At 71.9% G+C, this 22,117-nt stretch carries 21 protein-coding genes; 5 read left to right on the top strand and 16 right to left on the bottom strand.

Annotated elements, in window-relative coordinates; genetic code table 11:
- Positions 1-37: 37 nt before the first annotated feature.
- From mqnE to ACZ3KJ_RS11480, 5 genes are all read right to left on the bottom strand, one after another.
- On the bottom strand, positions 38-1,201 hold the full coding sequence (gene mqnE, locus ACZ3KJ_RS11460) for an aminofutalosine synthase MqnE (protein ID WP_385070141.1): 1,164 nt from the start codon (positions 1,199-1,201) through the stop codon (positions 38-40).
- Positions 1,202-1,248: 47 nt separating this feature from the next.
- Positions 1,249-1,704 carry an Lrp/AsnC family transcriptional regulator gene (locus ACZ3KJ_RS11465; RefSeq protein WP_467526279.1) on the bottom strand — a complete coding sequence of 152 codons (456 nt, stop codon included), beginning with the start codon at positions 1,702-1,704 and terminating at the stop codon, positions 1,249-1,251.
- A gap of 208 nt (positions 1,705-1,912) precedes the next feature.
- A complete protein-coding gene (locus ACZ3KJ_RS11470) occupies positions 1,913-2,578 on the bottom strand; it encodes a UbiX family flavin prenyltransferase (protein ID WP_467526370.1) in 666 nt (221 codons plus the stop codon).
- Positions 2,579-2,698: 120 nt separating this feature from the next.
- Complete coding sequence (mqnP, locus tag ACZ3KJ_RS11475; protein WP_467526280.1) at positions 2,699-3,604, bottom strand: menaquinone biosynthesis prenyltransferase MqnP; 906 nt, start codon at positions 3,602-3,604, stop codon at positions 2,699-2,701.
- The gene (locus tag ACZ3KJ_RS11480) at positions 3,601-5,052 is read right to left on the bottom strand and encodes a menaquinone biosynthesis decarboxylase (protein ID WP_467526281.1); all 1,452 of its coding nucleotides are present in this window, start codon (positions 5,050-5,052) and stop codon (positions 3,601-3,603) included. Before ACZ3KJ_RS11480 ends, mqnP begins: the two co-directional genes overlap by 4 nt.
- 87 nt (positions 5,053-5,139) lie before the next feature.
- Here ACZ3KJ_RS11480 and ACZ3KJ_RS11485 point away from each other — a divergent pair, with 87 nt between their 5' ends.
- Entirely contained in the window at positions 5,140-5,484 is a 345-nt protein-coding gene (locus ACZ3KJ_RS11485; protein WP_467526282.1) for a PLD nuclease N-terminal domain-containing protein, read from the top strand.
- Between the two features lie 153 nt (positions 5,485-5,637).
- Here the strand turns inward: ACZ3KJ_RS11485 and ACZ3KJ_RS11490 are convergent, their stop codons facing one another.
- A complete protein-coding gene (locus tag ACZ3KJ_RS11490) occupies positions 5,638-6,423 on the bottom strand; it encodes a CDP-alcohol phosphatidyltransferase family protein (protein WP_467526283.1) in 786 nt (261 codons plus the stop codon).
- Positions 6,424-6,726: 303 nt separating this feature from the next.
- On the opposite strand from ACZ3KJ_RS11490, the gene ACZ3KJ_RS11495 reads away from it, so the two are divergent.
- The 3 genes from ACZ3KJ_RS11495 (at position 6,727) to ACZ3KJ_RS11505 (ending at position 11,097) form a co-directional block, all read left to right on the top strand.
- The gene (locus ACZ3KJ_RS11495; RefSeq protein WP_467526284.1) at positions 6,727-7,176 is read left to right on the top strand and encodes a nucleoside deaminase; all 450 of its coding nucleotides are present in this window, start codon (positions 6,727-6,729) and stop codon (positions 7,174-7,176) included.
- 136 nt (positions 7,177-7,312) lie between these two features.
- A complete protein-coding gene (locus ACZ3KJ_RS11500) occupies positions 7,313-9,520 on the top strand; it encodes a hypothetical protein (protein ID WP_467526285.1) in 2,208 nt (735 codons plus the stop codon).
- Positions 9,520-11,097 carry a hypothetical protein gene (locus ACZ3KJ_RS11505; protein ID WP_467526286.1) on the top strand — a complete coding sequence of 526 codons (1,578 nt, stop codon included), beginning with the start codon at positions 9,520-9,522 and terminating at the stop codon, positions 11,095-11,097. Before ACZ3KJ_RS11500 ends, ACZ3KJ_RS11505 begins: the two co-directional genes overlap by 1 nt.
- On the opposite strand, the gene ACZ3KJ_RS11510 is transcribed toward ACZ3KJ_RS11505, so the two are convergent.
- The 10 genes from ACZ3KJ_RS11510 to hemL form a co-directional block, all read right to left on the bottom strand.
- Positions 11,094-11,501, bottom strand: coding sequence for an SRPBCC family protein (locus tag ACZ3KJ_RS11510; RefSeq protein ID WP_467526287.1), 408 nt, complete (start codon positions 11,499-11,501; stop codon positions 11,094-11,096). The two genes, ACZ3KJ_RS11505 and ACZ3KJ_RS11510, sit on opposite strands and share 4 nt — an antisense overlap.
- Before the next feature lie 39 nt (positions 11,502-11,540).
- Positions 11,541-12,500 (bottom strand): CU044_5270 family protein, encoded by a 960-nt coding sequence (locus ACZ3KJ_RS11515; RefSeq protein ID WP_467526288.1) that lies wholly within the window; start codon positions 12,498-12,500, stop codon positions 11,541-11,543.
- Positions 12,497-13,111 carry an RNA polymerase sigma factor gene (locus ACZ3KJ_RS11520; RefSeq protein WP_467526289.1) on the bottom strand — a complete coding sequence of 205 codons (615 nt, stop codon included), beginning with the start codon at positions 13,109-13,111 and terminating at the stop codon, positions 12,497-12,499. The genes ACZ3KJ_RS11515 and ACZ3KJ_RS11520 overlap by 4 nt, the downstream gene beginning before the upstream one ends.
- 83 nt (positions 13,112-13,194) lie before the next feature.
- Positions 13,195-14,295 (bottom strand): c-type cytochrome biogenesis protein CcsB, encoded by a 1,101-nt coding sequence (gene ccsB, locus ACZ3KJ_RS11525; RefSeq protein ID WP_467526290.1) that lies wholly within the window; start codon positions 14,293-14,295, stop codon positions 13,195-13,197.
- Complete coding sequence (gene resB / locus ACZ3KJ_RS11530) at positions 14,292-16,049, bottom strand: cytochrome c biogenesis protein ResB (RefSeq protein ID WP_467526291.1); 1,758 nt, start codon at positions 16,047-16,049, stop codon at positions 14,292-14,294. Before resB ends, ccsB begins: the two co-directional genes overlap by 4 nt.
- Positions 16,050-16,052: 3 nt before the next feature.
- Positions 16,053-16,823 carry a cytochrome c biogenesis CcdA family protein gene (locus tag ACZ3KJ_RS11535; protein ID WP_389512982.1) on the bottom strand — a complete coding sequence of 257 codons (771 nt, stop codon included), beginning with the start codon at positions 16,821-16,823 and terminating at the stop codon, positions 16,053-16,055.
- A 12-nt stretch (positions 16,824-16,835) separates the two neighbouring features.
- Positions 16,836-17,465, bottom strand: a complete 630-nt coding sequence (locus ACZ3KJ_RS11540; protein ID WP_467526292.1) for a TlpA family protein disulfide reductase — start codon at positions 17,463-17,465, stop codon at positions 16,836-16,838.
- A 66-nt stretch (positions 17,466-17,531) separates the two neighbouring features.
- A complete protein-coding gene (locus tag ACZ3KJ_RS11545) occupies positions 17,532-18,878 on the bottom strand; it encodes a polysaccharide deacetylase family protein (RefSeq protein WP_467526293.1) in 1,347 nt (448 codons plus the stop codon).
- Between the two features lie 228 nt (positions 18,879-19,106).
- The gene (locus tag ACZ3KJ_RS11550) at positions 19,107-19,820 is read right to left on the bottom strand and encodes a histidine phosphatase family protein (protein WP_467526294.1); all 714 of its coding nucleotides are present in this window, start codon (positions 19,818-19,820) and stop codon (positions 19,107-19,109) included.
- Positions 19,817-21,136 carry a glutamate-1-semialdehyde 2,1-aminomutase gene (hemL, locus tag ACZ3KJ_RS11555; protein WP_467526295.1) on the bottom strand — a complete coding sequence of 440 codons (1,320 nt, stop codon included), beginning with the start codon at positions 21,134-21,136 and terminating at the stop codon, positions 19,817-19,819. The genes ACZ3KJ_RS11550 and hemL overlap by 4 nt, the downstream gene beginning before the upstream one ends.
- Positions 21,137-21,452: 316 nt before the next feature.
- On the opposite strand from hemL, the gene ACZ3KJ_RS11560 reads away from it, so the two are divergent.
- Positions 21,453-22,100, top strand: coding sequence for a hypothetical protein (locus ACZ3KJ_RS11560; protein ID WP_467526296.1), 648 nt, complete (start codon positions 21,453-21,455; stop codon positions 22,098-22,100).
- Positions 22,101-22,117: the final 17 nt, after the last annotated feature.

The following is a 22,117-nucleotide window of genomic DNA, read 5'->3' on the forward strand; positions in this document are numbered from 1 at the left end:
GGCCGCTCACGCCCCCTTCACATCACACCTGCGACGTTCAGACCCGCATCGGCTGCGGCGACTCCCTGCGCAGGGGGTCCGGGCCGTCGTACTCGCGGATGATCTCGTAGCGCGTGTTGCGCTCCACCGGGCGGAAGCCGGCGTCGCGGATCAGGTCCAGCAGGTCGTCGCGGGTCAGCTTGTTCGGGGTGCCGTAGTTGTCCGCGTCGTGCGTGATCTTGTACTCGACGACCGAGCCGTCCATGTCGTCCGCGCCGTGCTGGAGGGCGAGCTGCGCGGTCTGGACGCCGTGCATGACCCAGAAGACCTTGACGTGCGGGACGTTGTCGAAGAGCAGCCGGGAGACGGCGAACGTCTTCAGCGCCTCCGCGCCGGTCGCCATCTGCGTCCGCGCCTGGAGCCGGTTGCGGACCTTCCCGTCCTTCATGTCCACGAAGTCGTGCTGGTAGCGCAGCGGGATGAAGACCTGGAAGCCGCCGGTCTCGTCCTGGAGCTCGCGCAGGCGCAGGACGTGGTCGACCCGGTGCCGGGGCTCCTCGATGTGGCCGTACAGCATGGTGCAGGGCGTCTTGAGGCCCTTCTCGTGCGCCAGCCGGTGGATCCGCGACCAGTCCTCCCAGTGGGTGCGGTGGTCCACGATGTGCTGCCGGACCTCCCAGTCGAAGATCTCGGCGCCGCCGCCGGTCAGCGACTCCAGGCCCGCGTCGATCAGTTCGTCGAGGATCTCGGAGGCGGACAGCCCCGAGATGGTCTCGAAGTGGTGGATCTCGGTGGCGGTGAAGGCCTTGAGGGAGACGTCCGGCAGGGCGGCCTTCAGCTCCCGCAGCGAGCGCGGGTAGTAGCGCCACGGCAGGTTGGGGTGCAGCCCGTTGACGATGTGCAGCTCGGTGAGGTTCTCCGCCTCCATCGCCTTGGCGAGCTTGACGGCCTCCTCGATGCGCATCGTGTACGCGTCCTTCTCGCCCGGCTTGCGCTGGAAGGAGCAGTACGCGCAGGACGCCGTGCACACGTTGGTCATGTTGAGGTGGCGGTTGACGTTGAAGTGGACCACGTCACCGTTCTTGCGGGTCCGCACCTCGTGGGCGAGCCCGCCCAGCCAGGCCAGGTCGTCCGACTCGTACAGGGCGATGCCGTCCTCGCGGGTCAGCCGCTCACCGGAGCGGACCTTTTCCTCCAGCTCGCGCTTGAGCCCGACGTCCATGCTCACACCTTTCCAAGACAGGGATCTCCCACCGTACGCCCACGCCGTCACACCTCTTCGGGAAGGTCACCCACCCGGTTCTCCCACTTCGTGGAGAGCACGATCGTCGTACGGGTGCGGGAGACGCCCTTCGTCCCGGACAGCCGCCGGATGATCCTCTCCAGCCCGTCCACGTCGTTGGCCCGGACCTTCAGCATGTACGAGTCGTCGCCGGCGATGAACCAGCAGTCCTCGATCTCGCCGAAGTCCTTCAGCCGGGCGGCCACCTCCTCGTGGTCGGCGGCGTCCGAGAGGGAGATGCCGATGAGGGCGGTGACGCCGAGGCCGAGGGTGGCGGCGTCCACCGTGGCGCGGTAGCCGGTGATGACGCCGGCCGCCTCCAGCCGGTTGATGCGGTCGGTGACACTGGGTCCCGACAGGCCGACGAGGCGTCCCAGCTCCGCGTAGGAGGCCCGGCCGTTCTCCCTGAGGGCCTGGATGAGCTGCCTGTCCACCGCGTCCATGCGAATCGAAGCCTTCCGATGAAGATGAGGTCTGGAGGTGCGCGTTCCTGAGGGGGTGGTGCTGGGTGGTGCTGAGTGGTGCTGGGTTACGTGCTGCGTGTGTGGTGCGTGTCGTGTGTGGTGCGTGTGTGGTGCGTGTGTGGTGTGTGCTGCTGAGTGCGTGCTGGTGGCGGTGCCGGGTCCGGCCGCCGTCCCCGGGTCGGGCGGGTCAGGCGGGCCGCCGGGCGCCGCCGAGTTCGCCCTCCCAGCGGCGGTAGAGCCGGTGCGGCACCCCCACCGCGTCGAGGACCCGGCCGGCGACGAAGTCCACCAGGTCCTGGATGTGGCCAGCGCCCGCGTAGAAGGCCGGGGAGGCGGGGACGACGCTCGCGCCCGCGTCGTCCAGGGCGACCAGGTGCCGCAGGGTCCGTCCGTCCAACGGGGACTCCCGGACGGCGACGACCAGGGGCCGGCGCTCCTTGAGCGTCACGCTCGCCGCCCGCTGGAGCAGGTCCTTGGACAGCCCCAGGGCGACTCCCGCGACGCAGGCCGTCGACGCCGGGACGATCAGCATCCCCTTCGCCGGGTACGACCCCGAGGACGGCCCGGCGGCCAGGTCGCCCGCGCCCCAGTACCGCACCCGGTCGTCGCCCTCGCCGCCGAGGTCGACGTCGAAGGCGTCCGGCTTGCCGTCTGCGCCCCGCGCGAGCCATTCCCGCAGGTCGTCACGCCAGTGAGCGTCCCGGAAGGAGATCCGCGTCTCGTCCAGCAACGTGAGCCGCGACGCCCGGCTGACCACCAGGTCGACGCTCTCGCCCCCCGCGAGCAACGCGCGCAGGACAGCGGCGGCATAGGGCGTACCGGACGCCCCGGACACCCCCACGATCCAAGGCACGCGCTGCGTTTGTCCTGCGTTCACACCTTGAGCGTACCGGTGGGCGGGAAGGTCTTCAGGACCGGTGGGGGCGTTCGGATCGACGGCGGGGCCGGCACCTCGGAGGGGGCCACACCGTACTCAGACCGTCAGACCCCGCACGACGAGGTCCAGCAGCGCGCACACGAACAGGGCGATGCCGATGAAGCCGTTGACGGAGAAGAACGCCCTGTTCAGGCGGGACAGGTCGTGCGGGCGCACGATGGTGTGCTCGTAGACGAACGCGCCCGCCACGATCAGCAGGCCGAGCCAGAGGAAGGCGCCGGCGTCGGTGGCCACGGCGTACCAGACGAACAGGGCCGTGGTGATCGCGTGGCAGACGCGGGCGGCCCGGATCGCCGCCGGGACGCCGAAGCGGGCGGGGACCGACAGGACGCCGATCTCGCGGTCGGTCTCGACGTCCTGGCAGGCGTAGATGAGGTCGAAGCCGCCGATCCAGACGCCGACCGCCAGGCCCAGGATCACCGCCTCCCAGGACCACTCGCCCGTGATCGCGAGCCAGCCGCCGACCGGGCCCATCGCCTGCGCCAGGCCCAGGATGGCCTGCGGGAAGTTCGTGAACCGCTTGCCGTAGGGGTAGACGACCATCGGGACCACGGCGACGGGGGCGAGCGCCAGGCAGAGCGGGTTGAGCAGGGCCGCCGCGCCCAGGAAGACCACGAGCGCGATCAGGGCGCCGGTCCAGGCGTGCCGTACCGACATCGCGCCCGTGACGAGTTCGCGGTGGGCGGTCCTCGGGTTCCGCGCGTCGATCTCGCGGTCGATGATCCGGTTGACGGCCATGGCGAAGGTGCGCAGGCCGACCATGCAGACGGTGACCAGGAGCAGCCGGCCCCAGTGGACGTTCCGGTCGAGCTGGAACATCGCGGTCAGCGCGGCGATGTAGGCGAAGGGCAGGGCGAAGACCGAGTGCTCGATCATCACCAGGCGGAGGAAGGCCTTGGTGCGTCCCGGCTGCTGCGGGATCGCGGCGGACGCCGAACTCACAGGCCGTACTCCTTCCACCGGCGGTCGACCTTCGCCGCCGTCTCCGGGTCGGACAGCACCATCTCGGGCCATCCCCCGTCGCGCGTGTACCCCTCCTCGGGCCACTTCCGCGTCGCGTCGATGCCCGCCTTGCCGCCCCAGAACTGCTGGTAGGAGGCGTGGTCGAGGTGGTCGACGGGCCCCTCGACGACCGACAGGTCGCGGGCGTAGTCGGTGTTGCCGAGGGCGCGCCAGGCGACCTCGTGCAGGTCGTGGACGTCGCAGTCGGCGTCGACGACGACGATCAGCTTGGTCAGCGACATCATGTGGGCGCCCCAGATCGCGTGCATGACCTTCTGCGCGTGCTTGGGGTACTTCTTGTCGATCGAGACGATCGCGCAGTTGTGGAAGCCGCCGGCCTCGGGCAGGTGGTAGTCCACGATGTCCGGGACGATGATCTTGAGGAGGGGGAGGAAGAAGCGCTCGGTGGCGCGTCCCAGCGGGCCGTCCTCGGTCGGCGGGCGGCCGACGACGATCGACTGGAGCAGCGGCCGCTTCCGCATCGTCACGCAGTCGATCGTCAGCGCGGGGAACGGCTCCTGCGGGGTGTAGAAGCCGGTGTGGTCGCCGAACGGGCCCTCGGGGAGCATCTCGCCCGGCTCCAGCCAGCCCTCCAGGACGACCTCCGCCTGGGCCGGCACCTGGAGCGGCACCGTCTTGCAGTCGACCATCTCGATCCGCCGGCCCGCGAGGAACCCGGCGAAGAGGTACTCGTCGATGTCACCGGGCAGGGGCGCGGTGGAGGCGTACGTCACGGCGGGCGGGCAGCCGAAGGCGATCGCCACCGGCAGCCGCTCGCCGCGCCGGGCCGCGACCTGGTAGTGGTTGCGGCTGTCCTTGTGGATCTGCCAGTGCATGCCGATCGTGCGCCGGTCGTGGCGCTGGAGCCGGTACAGGCCGAGGTTGCGGACCCCGCTCTCCGGGTCCTTGGTGTGCGTCAGGCCCAGGTTGAAGAAGGAGCCGCCGTCCTGGGGCCAGGTGAACAGCGCGGGCAGCCGCTCCAGGTCCACGTCGTCGCCGTGCAGCACGACCTCCTGCACGGGCGCGTCCTTCACCTTCTTCGGCGGGACGTGGGTCATCGCGCCGAGCTTGCCGAAGGCCTCCCGGACCCCGACGAAGCCGTGCGGCAGCTCGGGCTTCAGCAGCCCGCCGATCCGCTCGGTGATCTCCGCGTACGACTTCAGCCCGAGCGCCTTGAGCAGCCGGCGGTCGGTGCCGAAGACGTTCATCGCGAGGGGCATCGACGAGCCCTTCACGTTCTCGAAGAGCAGCGCGGGCCCGCCGGACTTCTGGACCCGGTCGACGATCTCCCCGACCTCCAGGTGCGGATCGACCTCCGCCTTGACGCGTTTGAGGTCGCCTTCCCGCTCCAGGGCCCTGAGCAGGGAACGAAGATCGTCGTAAGCCATGGGGTCAAGTATCCCCGAGCGACTACCCTGGCCCAGTACCTGGGGCCCGTCTCGTGGCCCCGACGACCACTTCGCTGGAGAGGCCCCATGCTCCGGGTACTGATGTTCCTCGTACCGCTGGCGCTGAGCGTGTACGCGTTCATCGACTGCATCAGCACCAAGGACGACGAGATCCGCCACATGCCGAAGCCGCTGTGGGCGATCCTCGTGCTGCTGTTCCCCCTCGTCGGCTCGATCTCCTGGCTGATCGCGGGCAAGCGGCGCAGCCCGGCCGCCGAGGGCTGGTCCGGGGTGCGCGGCGGCGGGACGAACCGGCGGTGGGTCGCGCCCGACGACAACCCGGAGTTCCTGAAGTCCCTCGACGAGGACCGGCGCGAGGACCGGCGCGAGGACCGCCGGGGGGACGACGGCCCGAAGCGGGACGAGCCCTGACGGACGGGCCGGGCGGGGGCGGGCCCTGACGGACGCGGACGGGCCGGGCGGGGGCGGGCCCTGACGGACGCGGACGGGCCGGGCGGGGGCGGGCCCTGACGGACGGGCCGGGCGGGGAGGGTGAACCGCCTGGCCGGTCGCCCGCCCGCCCGCTCAGCGCAGCCGGGACGACGACAGGATCGACAGCAGGTGGGCCGGGACCATCACCCAGGTGATGGCGGCGATGACGGCCAGCGCCCAGCGGGTCGGCTCGACGCCGCCGGTGACCGCGTCCGCGACCGCGACGGCCAGCAGGACCAGCGAGGCCTCGATGCCGTTGGTCACCCGGTGGATCTTGAAGGCGGCGGCGAGGCGGCGGACCGAGGCGACGCCCTGTGAGCGGGGCCGGGTCGACTCGTCGTCGGCGACGGCGAGGCCGCGGCGGGCGCGGGCCACGTCCACCAGGTCGGTGGAGGCCTTGAGCAGGACGACGCCGAGCGCGGTCGCGAGGCCGAGGGAGACCCAGCCGTTGAACCCCGCCCAGCCGCCGAGCCCGGACTCGGCGGCGCGGAAGCCGAAGCCGGTCATCAGCGCCGCGTCCGCGAGGTAGGCGCCCAGGCGGTCGACGTAGATGCCGGTCGCACTGTTCTGCCCCTTCCAGCGGGCGACCTCGCCGTCGACGCAGTCGAAGAGGAGGAAGAGCTGCATGAGGAGGGCGGCCAGGACGGCGCCGGTGAGGCCGGGGACGAGCAGCGCGGCGCCGGACAGGACGCCGCACACCACCATCGTCCAGGTCAGCTGGTCCGGCGTGACCGGGGTCCGCACGAGGTGCCGGGTGAACCGCAGGGAGATCCGCCGCATGTACAGCCGGCCCGCCCAGTGCTCGCCGTTGCGGCTCGCCAGCTTGGCCTGCGGCTGGCAGACCTCCCGCAGCTCCTCCAGAACCGGAGCAGCAACCATGACCGTTCCTCCCGCACACCCGGACGCAACTGCCGCCTCCTCGGCGGCGATCGGCACAGGGTACTTGACCACCCGGACCCCACCGACGGCGCTGTACGCGGGCCCACCTCGCCCGTCCCGTACGGGCCCCCGCCGGCCTCACCCGTCCCGTACGGTCCCGGCCGACCTCCCCCGTCCCGTACCGGCTCCCGTCGGCCGCACCCGCCCCCGTCCCCTACGCCCCGCCGGGGCGGCACATTGCCCCGGGGGCGCGGCCACCGCAGAGTGAGGTGACGCAGGCCCACCGGACGGAGGAGGAACCCCATGGACGAGGCGACGGCACGTGCCTGGCTCGCCACCGCCGTCGAGGAGGCCCGCGCCGGTCTCGCCGAGGGCGGCATCCCGATCGGCGCCGCGCTCCTCGGACCCGACGGGACCCTGCTGGGCCGCGGCCGCAACCGGCGTGTGCAGGACGGCGACCCGTCGGCGCACGCGGAGACGGCGGCGTTCCGTGCGGCCGGCCGGCAGCGGTCGTACCGCGGGACGACGATGGTGACCACCCTCTCGCCGTGCTGGTACTGCTCCGGGCTGGTCCGCCAGTTCGGCATCTCCCGCGTGGTCGTCGGCGAGGCGACCACCTTCCACGGCGGCCACGACTGGCTCGCCGAGCACGGCGTGGAGATCGTGCTGCTGGACGACGCCGAGTGCGTGGCGACGATGCGCGACTTCGTCCGGCGGAACCCCGCCCTGTGGCACGAGGACATCGGGGTCTGAACCGTAGGGCCCTTCATGTGACCGGGAGCGGGTCCCCGTACGGCACTTTCGTGACCCAACGGACATCACACGCTCTGGCACACACCAACTCCCCCTCTTTACCCTGGCGTTGAGGACCGGCCACGGGGGAGGTGCGGTGCACAGACGGTTGTACGGGCGGGGTGCGCTGTTCGACGTCGAGCCGGCCGGTCTCGTGCCGCGGCTCGTCGGGCTGCGCCCCTACGAGCATCACGCGGTCAAGGTCGAACACCCCGACACGCTCCCGGTGCTGGTCCTGTCGGGCGGCCGGGGCCTGGGCAAGAGCGCGGTGCTCGGCGAGGTGTGGGAGGCCTACACCGAGCGGACCAGGGGCGGTGAGGCCCGCCGGCGCACCCCGGTCGCGCTGATCGACTGCGAGGACGAGCAGTTCGCCCGGCCACCGCACGAGGAGAGCCCGGAGTCCTGGTCGCCCGTGTGGCAGGCGCTGCTGGTGCTCGCCGAGCAACTGACGGAGCCGGTGAAGGCGGCCGGGCAGCTCACCTTCCCGCGGCTGACGGCCGGCCTGGTGGCGGTGCGGGCCAGCGACTGGAGCGGGCGGGCGGACTCCGAGCGGATCCGGCGGGAGCTGGTGCGGATCCTGCTGCTGAACGAACGGGCCTCGCGGTTCGGCATGGCCGGGCGGTGGGCGGCCCGGGTGGCCGCGCGGGTGATCGGGGCGGCGAGCGGCCAGGGCCCGTTCGTGGCGGCGGCGATCGAGGCCACGCTGGAGGCGCTGTCGGAGGGGTTCACCTCCCACAAGGAGCAGAAGCCGTCCCAGTGGTACCGCACCTACCCGAACGCGGGCGGCAACGCCAAGCGCGGCCTGCTGCTGCTCGCGGGGAACTTCCGGGCCGGCGACACCTCGCGCGGGCACGCCGAGCGCTGGCTGGTGCGGGCGCTGCTCGCCGACCTGGCGGAGGCCTACTCGGGGCTCGGTTCGCATCTGCGGCGGCTGGGCCGGCCGGTCGTCCTGCTCGACAACGCGCGCGGCGGGCCCGGTCCCGGACTGCTGGACGCGGTGCTGCGGGACCGGGCCGAGGGGATCGCCGACCAGGTGGTGTGCGTGGCGACCGTGCGCGGGGACGGGCATCCGGCGCTGGGGGACGCCGTACGGCGCGGGCTGCCGGAGGTGGCGCGGGCCGCCGAGTGGGAGCCGGGGAGTTCGCCGTCCTCGCGGGCGCTGCTGGTGGCGCTCCCGCCGCTGTCCCCCGACGACACCCTGCACATGGTCGGCGCGGTCTGCGACGACATCGAGGTACCGCCCCGGCTGCCGCACGCCACGCACCGGCTGACCGGCGGGAACCCGCTCGGCATCGTCCTGCTCGCCACCGCCGCCCGCCAGCACCCCGGGCGGGCGGCCTCCCTGGGGCGGCTGCTCACCGCGGACGTCCGGCCGGAGGAGGGCGGCGCCGACGGCGGCCCGGCCTACGGCGAGCTGCTGCGCCGTCTCGTCCCGGCCGACCGGCTCGACGAGCTGACCGTGCTGGCCGCCGCCCACGACCACGACTCCGCGGTCGCGCTGGCCGCCGCCCACCTGCCGGACGACTTCGGTTCCTCGGGCGTACGGTCGCTGCGGGTGCGGCTCGCCGAGGAGGGGCTGCCGTCCGCGCCGGGCCACTTCGTGGGCGACCCGTTCGTGCGGACCCTGCTGCTGCTCCGGCTGTACCACCGCGACGCCGGCCACGACGGCTGGCGCGCGGTGCACGAGACGCTGATCCGGCACTACGCGGAGCCCGACGGCGAGCCCGACGGCGCGGGCGGCGGCGCGGGCGGCGGCGGCCCGGCCGCCGATCCGGCCCGCGCCCGCTACCGGCTCTCCCACGAACTCGCCCTCGGCGAGACCGCGAACGCGGTCGCCCATCTGCGGGAGACGTTCCCCGCGCTCGACACCCGCGCCTGGCTGGACACGCTGTGCTTCCTGGCGTCGGCGCCCTGCTTCCACGCCCACGACGACGAGGACGAGGACGAGGACGAGGACGACAGCGGAGTCCGGGGCCCGGCCGGCCACGACGACCGGCGCGCGGCGATCGCGCTGGGCCGCACGGACGCCTCGCACCGGCCGCCGGAGGGCGTGGACGCCCTGCTGCACCTGCGGGTACGGCGGCTGCTGCACGCCGTGTGGCAGGTCACCGATCCGCTGGTGCTGCCCGATCCGAGGGTGTGCGGGCGGCTGGAGTTCGAACTGCTGCAACTGTCCGACCTGCGGCCCGCCGGGGGTGCGCTGCTGTTCGCGGCGTCCCGCGCCTGGCCCCGGGACGCGCGGGCCGGCCGCCCGCTGCGCACACCGGCCGACGACGGATCCGACGACGGCGACGGGGAGGCGTGATGGCGAGCACCGGTGGGGGCACGAGAACGGTGCGGAGCCCGTTCGTACGGTGGCTGCGGGAGGTCTGGGAGATCCGCCTCTACCGTTACGTCGCCCTGCTGGTGACGGCGGCCCTGGTGGCCGGGGCGGTCGTCGCGGTGCGGGCGGTGACACGGGTGGACCGCTCGTGCGCGCCCGGCGTGGCGCGGCCCGAGGGCAGCGACGAGTGCGTGGGCGTGACGTCGACGGCGTACGACTTCGGGCAGCCGCGGCTGCGGGAGGTGGCGCGGGCCATCGACCGGGAGAACGACCTTCTGGAGAAGGGGAGTTACGTGACGGTGGCGCTGATGCTGCCGTACACCGCGACCAATCCGTCCACGCTGAGCGACATCCTGCACGAGGTGCAGGGCGCCTATCTGGCGCAGTGGCAGGCCAACCACACCTCCAACGGCCAGGCCCCGGCGATCCGGCTGGTGCTCGCCAACCCCGGGGCCACCAGCGAGCACTGGGAGCCGCTGGTGGACCGGCTGGAGCGGATGACGGAGGGCGCCGACCGGCTGCGGGCGGTCGCCGGGGTCGGGACGAGCACCGACCGGAACAAGCAGGCGGTGGCGGAGCTGACCCGGCGGGGCATCCCGGTGATCGGCGCGTCCATCACCGCCGACGACCTCGCCAACGGGGCGGGCGGCGAGGACCCCTTCCCCGGGCTGGCCCGGGTCTCCCCCACCAACACTGACGAGGCGCGCGCCCTGGCGTCGTTCGCGAAGGTGAGCGCGGGGCGGGCACTGCTGGTGTACGACAAGCCGGGCGACCCGTACACGCGGACGCTCCAGACGTCGTTCGCGTCGCTGATCAAGGGGTCGCCGTACGAGCCGCAGCCGTTCACCCCGCCCGCCGACCGCAGTCAGGAGGGCACGACCGCGAACACGTTCCGGCAGATCACCCACCTGGTGTGCGACACCTCCCCGGGGACGGACACGATCCTGTTCGCCGGCCGCCACACCCAGCTGCGGCAGTTCATCAACGCGCTCGGCGCCCGCGGCTGCCAGGACCGCGCGTTCACCGTGCTGACCGGCGACGAGGGCTCGTACCTGACCGGCGACGAGAAGCTCAACCGCACCGCCCTCACCCACCGGCTCTCCGTGCGCTACACCGCCCTCGCCCACCCGGACGCCTGGGCGGAGGCGCCCGCCGGGACGCCCGGCGGCTCGGCCGCGGACGCGCGGACGCTGACCGACCTGCTGGCCCGCAGCACCCGCGCGCCGGTCGGCCCGATCGGGGACACGGCGCTGGACGACGGCCAGCTGATCATCGCCTACGACGCGCTGCGGCTGGCCGTGCACGGCATCCGCGAGGCCACGCCCGAGGGCGGGACCGTCCCGCCGCTGGCGGACGTCGGACTCCAGTGGCCGCAGGTCAAGGGCTCGCTGCGGGTCGACGGCGCGAGCGGCTGGATCTGCCTGGACGTGCACGGCAACCCGTACGACAAGGCGGTGCCGATCGTGGAGCTGCACGCCGACGGCGGCTCACGGTTCGTCCGGATCGCCTGGCCGGAGGGCAGGCCGCCGGCGAAGGAGTGCCTGCCGCCGTCGTCCTAGTCCGCGCCGACCCCCACCTGATCGATCAGGCGTTCGAACCGAGCCCGCCAGGTGGGCTCGGTCTCCCCCTCGCCCTGGACCTCGCGCGTGAAGCGCAGCACCGATCCCCCCTCGTCGTCGTGCTCCAGGTGGAACCGCACCCGGCCGCCGCCCTCCACCGTGTACTCGGCGACCCGGTCCACGTCCCACGCGGTGACCTGCCCGCCGCCCACACCGCGCAGCGCGACCGTGCCGCCGAGCCGGGGTTCGAGGACGTCGACGGCGGTCCACCAGCCGCCCAGCCCCTCCGGGGTGGAGAGCGCCGGCCAGACCGCCTCCATGGGCCGCGGCAGCCGCACCCGGAAGTGCAGGATGTGCGTGTTCCCATGGGTCTGGCTGGTGCCCTGCTCGATGGAACCGGTCATGACACCAGCCTGACCCCTGGTCCGGGCTCGCGCACGCGGTCACGGTCGCTCGCCCGCCTTGTCGACCACGGCGCGGCGCAGAACGGCGGTCTCGCTGAGCACCGTCCCCTTCTTCATGCCCCGGTAGTCCCGGGTGAGGGTCGTCCGCTGCCCGAGAAGCTCATGCGTCTCCTCGTCGAAGGTCCACTCGAGGCGCATCGGCAGCTTGGAATCCGCGCGTGTGATCCCGACACCGTGCCGCCCCCGGGCGTCGACCGAGTCCGCGACCACCGTCACACCGGGGACACGGGCGACGGCCCGGTAGAGCGCGGCGCTCTGCGCCGGCGGCACGATCGAGTCGTTCAGCAGACCGCCGGCCAGCAGGATCAAGCTCTGGCTCCTGTCGTACTCCCCCTCCTCTGGCGCGATGAACGAGCCGAAGTGGATCCGGGGGGAGAACTCGAGCAAAAGGTCGTACATCCCGTCAGCCTCGGTGGGCAGGGACTTCAGGTAGTTGTAGCCGACGAAATGGCTGAACATCTCCGTTCCCGGTGCACTGGCCGGATGGCGCACCTCGCGGCCGTCCGACCCGTCTCGCACCAGGGTCTCGCCCGTGCCGTCCACGGAGACCCAGGTCTCCGTACGGTGCACGGGCACGTGGACCACCTTCCCGTCGTGCGCGATCGTCGTGGAGGACACCTCGCTTTCGACATACACGAACTGGTCGTCGCGGATCTCGCCGTACCCGTCGTCGTGCGCGGCAGCCAGCGCGACGTCCTCCAGCAAGGTCGCCGCCGACGTCACACGCGGCCCGGCGTCGGCTCCGCCGGACGACGGCAGGACCGTGAAGGCGACCGCTGCCGCGGTCGCCACGGCCGCCGCCGTGAGCGCGGGCCGCAGCCACGGGCTTCTCGGGCGCGCGGGCGCTTCCTCGGGGTGCTGCCGGATCTCGGTCATCAGATGCTCCTTGAGGAGTCGGTGACGGCCCGGCGGAAGGTCCTTCTCAGGCAGGTGGTTCATCGGGTTCCCTCCCTCAGGGGCCCGACCGCGGTGCCGCGGTCATCTCTCATCTGTCCGACACTCAGGGGTGGTTCCATATGGTTCGCGAGTTTTTTCCTGGCCCGGGAGAGCCGTGACCGTACGGTCCCTACCGGCACCCCGAGCGCCTCCGCGGCCGCCGCGTAGTCCAGCCCCGACCACACGCACAGCACCAGCACCTCCCGCTCGGCCCGCCGCAGCTTCGCCAGCGCGGTCCGCACGAGGGCCAGCCGAGCCGTGTCGTCCACCCGGTCGGCCACCTCGTCGGCGGAGTCCCGTACGGTCTCCCCGCGCGGGAGCCGGGCGACGGCCGCCGCGTGCCGTCGGGCCGCGCGGCGGGTGTTGCGCGTGACGTTGGTGGCGATGCCCAGCAGCCAGGGGCGCGGCGAACCGCCGTCCTCGTCGAGCCTCCCGCGCAGCCGCCAGGCGTCCAGGAAGGTCAGCGACACGACCTCCTCGGCCACCGACCACTCCCCCGTGAGCCGGTAGGCATGGTTGTAGACGGACCGCGCGTACGCGTCGAAGAGCTCGCCGAAGGCGTCGTGGTCCCCCGCGCGGATGCGTTTCCTCAGATTCCCCAGAGTCGTATCCACGCCCCTCTACCTGTCCGCACGACAAAGGCCGGTTCCCGTGACCCAGGTCACCGGAACCGGCCTCAGCCGTGAGCGGTTTGTTCTCAGACGCCGGCGTAGGAGTGCTTGCCGGAGACGAAGATGTTGACGCCGTAGTAGTTGAACAGCCAGCAGGCGAAGGCGAGCAGGGCCAGGTAGGCGGCCTTGCGGCCCTTCCAGCCGGCCGTGGCGCGGGCGTGCAGGTAGCCGGCGTAGGCGACCCAGGTGATGAAGGACCAGGTCTCCTTGGGGTCCCAGCCCCAGTAGCGGCCCCAGGCGTCGCCCGCCCAGATCGCGCCCGCGATGATCGTGAACGTCCACAGCGGGAAGACGGCCGCGTTGACCCGGTAGGCGAACTTGTCGAGCGAGGCCGACGCGGGCAGCCGGTCCAGGACCGAGTTCGCGAACCGGCCGGGCTTGCCGCCGCTCGCCAGCTTGTTCTCGTAGGAGTCCTTGAACAGGTACAGGAGCGTGGCCACCGCGCCGACGTAGAACACCGCGCCGCAGAAGATCGCGGTGGAGACGTGGATGTACAGCCAGTAGGAGTGCAGGGCGGGGACCAGCTGGTCACTGGCGGTGTAGAGGACGGTGACGGCGAGACCGAGGTCGAGCAGGACCGTGGTGATCAGGAACAGGCCGAGCCAGCGCACGTTCTTCTTCAGCGCCAGCAGCCCGAGGTACACGCCGACGGCCACGGTCGAGAAGGTGATGTTGAACTCGTACATGTTGCCCCAGGGCGCCCGCTGCACCGAGGCCGCGCGGGCGACGACCCCGCCCAGTTCGACCAGGAAGGCCAGCACCGTGAGGGAGATGGCGATCCGCCCGTAGAGGTCGCCCTGCTCGTCCCCGCCGTGCGCGCCCGGCCCGTCGGGCACGTCCCGCGCGCCGGCCGCGGCCCGTACGACGACCTGCGGCCGTTCCAGGACGGCGGTGCCGCCGTTGCGCTGCACCGTGACGGCCGGGCCCTTCGCCTTCGCCTGCGCGTCGGCGGTGAGCGCGGCGGCGGTGCGGCCGACCTTGCTGCGGCTGCCGAAGAGCCATTCGGCGATGTAGGCGAAGAAGGCCAGGGTGTACACGGCCATCGCGGAGTAGATCAGCGTGTTGCTGATGTTCGCGAGGTTCTCGTTGGTCGCGGCGGCCAACTCGGTTGCGGCGGCGAGAGTCACTTCTCAGCCCCTTCGGCAGGTACGACGTGAGGGTCGGGGGTGGTGGCGTCGTGTGTGGCGTCGGCGTCGGGGTCCGAGGCCGGGTCGGGGTCGGGCGCGCCGGGGGCCCGGTCGTAGAGGAGGCCGGCGAGGTCACCGAGCTCCTCGGGCACCTTGGCGGACTCGCTGCGGCCGAGTCCGGCCATCTCGACGACCGTCACACCGTCGGCGCCCTTCACCGCGCGCACCCACACGCGGCGGCGCTGGATGAACAGGGAACCGGCCAGGCCGAAGATCGCGGCGATCGCGCCGCCCAGCGCCCAGCCGCTGCCGGGCTGCTGCGTGACCTGGAAGTTCGCCCACTCCTTGGTGCCCTCGTAGGTGATCGAGCCGGCGCCGTCGGGCAGCGTCAGGGTCTCACCGGGCGTGAGGTTCCCCCGCAGCTGGAGGTCCTTGGAGTCCTTGAACTCCTTCATGTGCGTCTTGTCGAGCTGGTACACGCTCTGCGGGATGCCGGAGTTGACGCCGAGGTCGCCGTGGTACGGCTCCAGGTTCAGCACCGGGTTCAGCAGCGCGGGGAACGTGGAGGCCGTCTCGTTGCCCTCGGCGTAGCTCGGCAGGAAGAAGGCCTGGATGCCGAGCTGCTCGGAGACGCCCTTGGCGTTCTTGTAGCCGTCGAGGACCTTGATCACGCCGGAGGAGGTGACGTTGGAGTCGAGCGGCAGCAGCGGCACGGCGTCCTGGAAGACGACCTCGCCCTTGCCGTCCCGGACGGTGATGACGGGCGCGTAGCCGTGCGCGGTGAGGTAGACCTTGGAGTCGCCGATCTCCAGCGGGTGGTTGACCTCGACGACGGTCTTCTCATCCTTGCCGTAGGCGCCCTCGGAGTAGGTGAGGGAGGCCTTGAAGGTGCGCGCGGTGCCCTTGTTGGGGCCGGAGACCTCGTAGGTGCCGGTGAAGTCGTTCAGGGAGAAGCTGAACGGGGTCAGGTCGTCCGTCGAGAAGAGGTTGCCGGACTTGAAGTCGTCGTAGGAGATGAGGGTGTTGGAGAAGCCGTTGCCCTCGACGAGGAGCTTGTTGCCCTCGGACTTGAAGAGCTGGCCCCAGGCGAAGGCGGTCAGCATCACGATCAGCGCGATGTGGAAGGCGAGGTTGCCGACCTCGCGCAGGTAGCCCTTCTCGGCGGCGACCGCGTCACCGGCGAGGTGCGCGCGGAAGCGGCGCTTCTTCAGCAGGGCCAGCGCGGCCTCGCGCACCTGCTCCGGCTCCGCCTCCGTGCGCCACGTCGTGTACGCGGGCAGCCGGGTCAGCCGCCGGGGCGCGCCCGGCGGACGGCCGCGCAGCTGGCCCGTGAACTGCCAGGTGCGGGGCACGATGCAGCCGATGAGGGAGACGAACAGCAGGATGTAGATCGCGGAGAACCACACCGAGCCGTAGACGTGGAAGAGGCCGAGCTTGTCGTAGATCGGCGCCAGGGTGGGGTGGTCGTCCTGGAACTCGGCCACCTTGGTGGCGTCGTTGCCGGTCTGCGGGATCAGCGAGCCGGGGATCGCGCCGAGCGCCAGCAGCAGCAGGAGCAGCAGGGCGACCCGCATCGAGGTCAGCTGCCGCCAGAACCAGCGGGCCCAGCCGACGACGCCCAGGGAGGGCAGGGTGGGCGGTCCCTCCTCGGGTGCGGTGGACAACTGGGAGCCGGCCGCGCCGAGGTCCTGGTCGTCGGGGGCGGCGGCCGGTGTGTCGCCGGTCGGCGCACCGGTCGTAGTGGTCTTGCTCATGGATCAGATCCCCACAGTGAAGCCGGTGGACCAGGACTGCATGTCCTGCACGAGGCTGTCCCACGCGCCGGTCAGCAGCAGCAGACCGGTCACGATCATCATCGTGCCGCCGATCCGCATCACCCAGACATAGTGGCGCTTGACCCAGCCGAAGGCGCCGAGCGCCTTGCGGAAGGCGACCGCGGCGAGCACGAACGGCACGCCGAGGCCGAGACAGTAGGCGACGGTCAGCAGCGCCCCGCGGCCCGCGCTCGACTGCTGCGAGGACAGGGCGAGCACGGAGGCGAGCGTCGGGCCGATGCACGGCGTCCAGCCGATGCCGAACAGCGCGCCGAGCACGGGGGCGCCGACCAGCCCGGTCACCGGCCGGCGGTGGAAGCGGAACTCCCGCTGGGTCATCCAGGGCATCAGCCCCATGAAGAACACGCCCAGGAGGATCATCAGGACGCCCAGCACCTTGGAGAAGGCGCCCTGCTGCTCCTGGAGCGTCTGGCCGAAGTAGCCGAACAGGGCCCCGCCGGAGACGAACACGACGGTGAAGCCGGCCACGAACAGCGAGGCGCCCGCGACCATCCGGCCGCGCCGGGCCTCGCCCAGATCGGTGCCGGTGACGCCGGTGACGTAGGAGAGGTAGCCGGGCACCAGCGGCAGGACGCACGGGGAGAAGAAGGAGACGAGGCCGCCGAGCAGCGCGAGGGGCAGGGCGACCAGCAGGGCGCCGTTGAGCACCGTGCCGTTGTAGCCCTCCGCGGCGAGCGTGGTGACTGAGGTCACGTCACTTCTCCGTCACTTCTCCGCGAGGACCGGCTTGATCATGGAGCGCAGCTTCTCCTCGCTGAGCGCGGCGAGGGAGCGTGCCGCGATCTTCCCCTGCCGGTCCAGGACCAGTGTGGAGGGGATCGCCTGCGGGTTGAGGGTGCCCTTCTCGAAGCGGAGCATCAGCTTGCTGCTCGGGTCGTACAGGCTCGGGTAGGTGACGCCGTACTGCTTCTCGAAGGCGAGGGCGCTCTTGACCTGCGGGTCGGCGACGTTGATGCCGACGAACTGCACGCCCTTCGACGCCAGGTCCGTGGAGACCTTCTGGAAGTTGGCGGCCTCGGCGCGGCACGGGGCGCACCAGGACCCCCAGACGTTCAGGACGACGACCTTGCCCTTGTAGGAGGAGACCGCGAGCTGCTCGCCGTCGATGGTCTCGCCGGACAGGTCGGGGGCCGCGTCGCGCTCGCCCTTCGCGACGGTGGAGATGCCGTCCTTGCCCATGACGAAGTTGGTGTCACCGCCTCCGCCGGAGACGCCTCCGGAGGTGCAGGCGGAGACGAGCAGCGCCGCGACGACGCCACCTGTGGTCGTCAGGGCGGCGCGACGCGAGCGGATCCTGGCGGTCGAGCGCAGGGGGGCGCGGCTGGCGGCACTCATGTGAAAAGTTTCGCATGCCCGTTCTGGGGATCTTGCCCACCCCCCCTCGCCGGAGAAACGCGCATTTCAGGCGGCGGCTTCCGGGCCCGCGTCCGTGCCGGTGCCCGTGCCCGCGTCCGTGGCGGTGCCGGTGGTCGTGCCCCTGCCGGCGTCCGCCAGGAACGCCTTCCAGCCGCCGGCCGGCCGCTGCCCGACGTCGAGCGTCCGCAGCCGGTCGAGCACCTCGGGCCGCTGTACGTCGATCCAGTCCGTGAACTGCCGGAAGGACACCAGCCGCACGTCCGCGCCCTTCTCCTTCTCCCGCGCCATGTGCGTGAAGGCCTCCTCCACGGCGTCCATGTAGATGCCGCCGTTCCACTGCTCGAAGTGGTTGCCGACGAAGAAGGGCGCGCGGTTCGTCTCGTACGCCCGCCGGAACCCCTGGATGTAGGACTGGGCGGACTGCTCCCGCCAGCCCGGGTAGTTGTGGCGGGGCGCGTTGGTGGAGTTGACCGACTGGTTGGCCAGCATGTTGTAGTCCATGGAGAGGACCTCGAACCCGCGTCCGGGGAACGGTATCTGCTGCAACGGCAGGTCCCACAGGCCCTGCTTCTTGTCCGGCCAGACCTGGCGGCCCCCGGAGGAGGAGGCGTCGTACCGCCAGCCGAGGTCGCGGGCGGTGGGCAGCAGGTTGTCCTGGCCGAGGAGGCAGGGCGTGCGGCCGCCGACGAGTTCCTTGTCGTAGTCGAAGGGGAGCGCGGGCAGGTCGGTCCACCCGGTGTTGGTGCGCCACTCCTTCACGAACGACCTGGCCTGGTCGATCTCGCTGCGCCACTGCCGCGGGGTCCAGTTGCCGACGGAGCCGCTCCCGGCGCAGAAGTGCCCGTTGAAGTGGGTGCCGATCTCGTGCCCCTCCAGCCAGGCGCGGCGGAGGTTGGTGAGGGTGTCCCTGATGTGCGCGTCGGTGAGGTAGCCGATGTCGGAGGCGCCGCGCGTGTTGTTGGGCGGGTCGTAGAGCCGCTTCTTCGACTCGGGCAGGAGGTAGAGCCCGGAGAGGAAGAAGGTCATGGACGCGCCGTGCTCCTCGGCGAGGTCCAGGAAGCGCGGGAAGAGGCCGTTGCCGACCTCGCCGGCCCCGTCCCAGGAGAAGACGACGAACTGCGGCGGCTCCTGGCCGGGCTCCAGCGGCTCCGGCGCGGCCGGCTGGCGGGGCTGCCGGCCGGTGAACGAGGTGGAGCCGTCACCGAGGGGGCGGACGGTGACCGGGGGCGTGCTCCCCGAGCCGCCCGCGGCCGAGCCGGAACGATTCTCCCCGGAACCCGGGCCGGTGCCCGAAGCGTCCGAGGAGGCGAGGTCGGCGCACCCCGCGAGTCCGACGGCGGCCGCGGCCGCCGCCCCGAGTCCGAGTGCTCCCCTGCGGGTGAGAGTGCGCATGACATCCCCGTCCGTCGCGTGCTCTGGTGGTCACCCGGTCAGAGCACGGGACGAACGGGAGGGTTCCGCCGATACGTGCGGATTCCGTAACAGGCGTTCGGTGGACGCCCGTGCGGAGCGACGGATCGGCGGAACGGCGGAACGGCAGGTCGACGGGGCCGGCGGATCGGAGGGCCGGCGGGTCGGCGGGTCGGCGGGTCGGCGGGTCGGCGGGTCGGCGGCAGGGGCCTACGCCCCGAAGGCCTTGCCCTTCCCCTTCACCGGCTTGGCGCCGGCGCGCAGGTGGGCCGGTACGAGGTCCAGGGCGGGCTCGCTGTACCCGACGGAGACGATCGTGTCGCCCCGGTAGGTGAACGTCGTCAGGGAGGCGAGCGTGCACTGCCGCCTGCGCGGGTCGTGCCACAGCCGCCGCCGCTCGACGTAGGACCGCACGGTCCAGATCGGCAGCTGGTGGCTGACGAGCACCGCCTCGTGCCCCCGCGCCCGGTCCTTGGCGGCGTTCAGCGCGCCCATCATGCGCACCACCTGGTCGACGTACGGCTCGCCCCAGGACGGCTTGAACGGGTTGTAGACGTGCCGCCAGTTCTCGGGCCGGCGCAGGGCGCCGTCGCCGACGCCGAAGGTCTTGCCCTGGAAGACGTTGTCGGCCTCGATGAGCCGCTCGTCGGTGGCGAGGTCCAGGCCGTGCGCCTTGGCGATGGGGGTCGCCGTCTCCTGCGCCCGCTCCAGCGGGGAGGCGCAGACGTGGGTGACGTCCCGGGAGGCGAGGTGCTCGGCGACCCGGTCGGCCATCCGCCGGCCGAGCTCGGAGAGGTGGTAGCCGGCGAGCCGGCCGTAGAGGATGCCGTCCGGGTTGGCCACCTCACCGTGGCGCATGAGGTGGACGACGGTGATGTCGCTGCCGTTGGTGCCGTTGCCGTTGTCGCTGCTGCTGACGCTCATGCCGCCGTGGCCTCCGCCGCCGCTCGGGCCGCCGCCGGGAGGGCGTCGGCGATCCGCTGGACGGCCCGCTCGTCATGGGCCGTGGACACGAACCACGACTCGAAGGACGACGGCGGCAGGTAGACGCCGTTCGCCAGCAGCGAGTGGAAGAACGCCGTGAAGCGGAAGGAGTCCTGCGCCTTGGCGTCCTCGTAGGTGCGCACCGCGCGGTCCGTGAAGAAGACGGAGAACATGTTGGAGGCGCTCTGCACGGTGTGCGCGACGCCCTCCTTGGACAGCGCCTCCGACACCAGCCCCCGGATCTGCGCGGAGACGGCGTCGAGCGTGGCGTAGGCGGCGTCGTCGAGGAGCCGGAGCTGGGCGAGCCCGGCGGCGGTCGCGATCGGGTTCCCGGAGAGGGTGCCGGCCTGGTAGACGGGCCCGGCGGGCGCGAGGTGCGCCATGACGTCGGCACGGCCGCCGAAGGCCGCGGCCGGGAACCCGCCTCCCATCACCTTCCCGAAGGTCATCAGGTCCGGCTTGACCCCGTCGACGCCGTACCAGCCGGCGCGGCTCGTGCGGAAGCCGGTCATGACCTCGTCGGAGATGTAGAGGGCGCCGTTGTTCGCGCAGGCGTCCTTGAGCCCCTGGTTGAACCCGGGCAGCGGCGGCACGACGCCCATGTTGCCCGGGGAGGCCTCGGTGATCACGCAGGCGATCTCGCCGGGGTGCCGGTGGAAGGCCTCCTGCACGGCCTCCAGGTCGTTGTACGGCAGCACGATGGTGTCGCCGGCCTGGGCGCCGGTGACACCCGGGGTGTCGGGCAGCGCGAAGGTGGCGACGCCGGAGCCCGCCGCGGCGAGCAGGGAATCCACGTGACCGTGGTAGCAGCCGGCGAACTTGATCACCTTGGTGCGCCGGGTGAACCCGCGGGCGAGCCGGATGGCCGACATGGTGGCCTCGGTCCCGCTGGAGACGAGCCGCACCTGGTCGACCGGCGCGACCCGCGCGACGATCTCCTCGGCGAGCGCGACCTCGCCCTCACCGGGCGTACCGAAGGAGGTGCCGCGGACGACGGCCTCCTGCACGGCGGCGAGGACCTCGGGGTGCGAGTGCCCGAGGATCATGGGTCCCCAGGAACAGACGAGATCGACGTACTCCCGCCCGTCGGCGTCGGTCAGGTACGGACCGCGGCCGGACACCATGAACCGGGGCGTGCCGCCCACGGCGCGGAAGGCGCGCACCGGCGAGTTCACACCACCTGGCGTGACGGCGGCCGCACGGTCGAACAGGGCCTGCGAGACGGGCGCATCGTATGAATAAGGCATTTCGCTCATGACCTGCGGCTACTCCGACCTTCTCCGACTTCTGGGACTGCGGTTGCCAGTGACATCCTCAGGGTAGGCCAGGGCGGTCCGGCGGCAGCGGGGCCGCCACCGGCAGCCCGGCTTACCCGTCCGTCCCGTCCGCCATCTGCGAAACTGTGGGCACTGGACGCGGCCCGCGCCGACGATGTGCCGGAGGGCTGCGAAGATCCTGCGGACAGGTGTTTCACCGCACGTTTCGGCGGGCGGCCGCGGGGGAGGTCACTGACACGATGATCGGGTTGCGCGGCGGGCGCCACGCGTCCTAGAAAAGCAGTCGGGTGGAGATATGCATCGCGGTGGCGGACTGGGCGAGGGGACTGATGACCTGGGTCCTCGACGTGCCCGGCGGGGAAGGCACCGGCGCGACGCGGAGGCAGCTGCGGACAGTACCGAAGCACGTCAGGCACAAGGCGTACCGAGTGAGCCCCAGCCGACCGACCGGCGGACCGACCGCCGGACGGACGGCCCGCGGGCGGGGATCAGGAATGGTGGTCGGGTGGGGGTGACGTACAAGTACTTCGGCGCGCCGGACGGCGCGACCGCGGCCCGCGTCCCGATCTCGATGCGCCCCGAGGAACTCGGCGGCGACGAGCTCGGTATGAACGGCATGTTCACCAAGATCAAGCCCGAGACGATGGCGGCGATGGTCCTGACGGGCATCGAGGGCGTCCCGCTGCACCGGGTCCCCCCGCTGGAACTGGTCGTCCTGCACCCCGACTACGCCGTGGTCAAACTCCCCATGACGGTGGTGGACCCCCTCCGCGACATCGGCGAGGAGGCGGTCGGCGCGGCGGCCTTCATCTGGTCGACGGTGCCGGACCGGGGCGGTCCGCGGGACGCGTTCAACGTGTACCAACTGCTGCACGAGTGGCAGGACTTCAGCCACCGGCTGCATGAGGCGGGGCATCAGCCGTACTGCCTTGTGTGGCCCTGAGACAACCACGACGCGCA

The organism is Streptomyces sp. NPDC003248 (assembly GCF_055563235.1).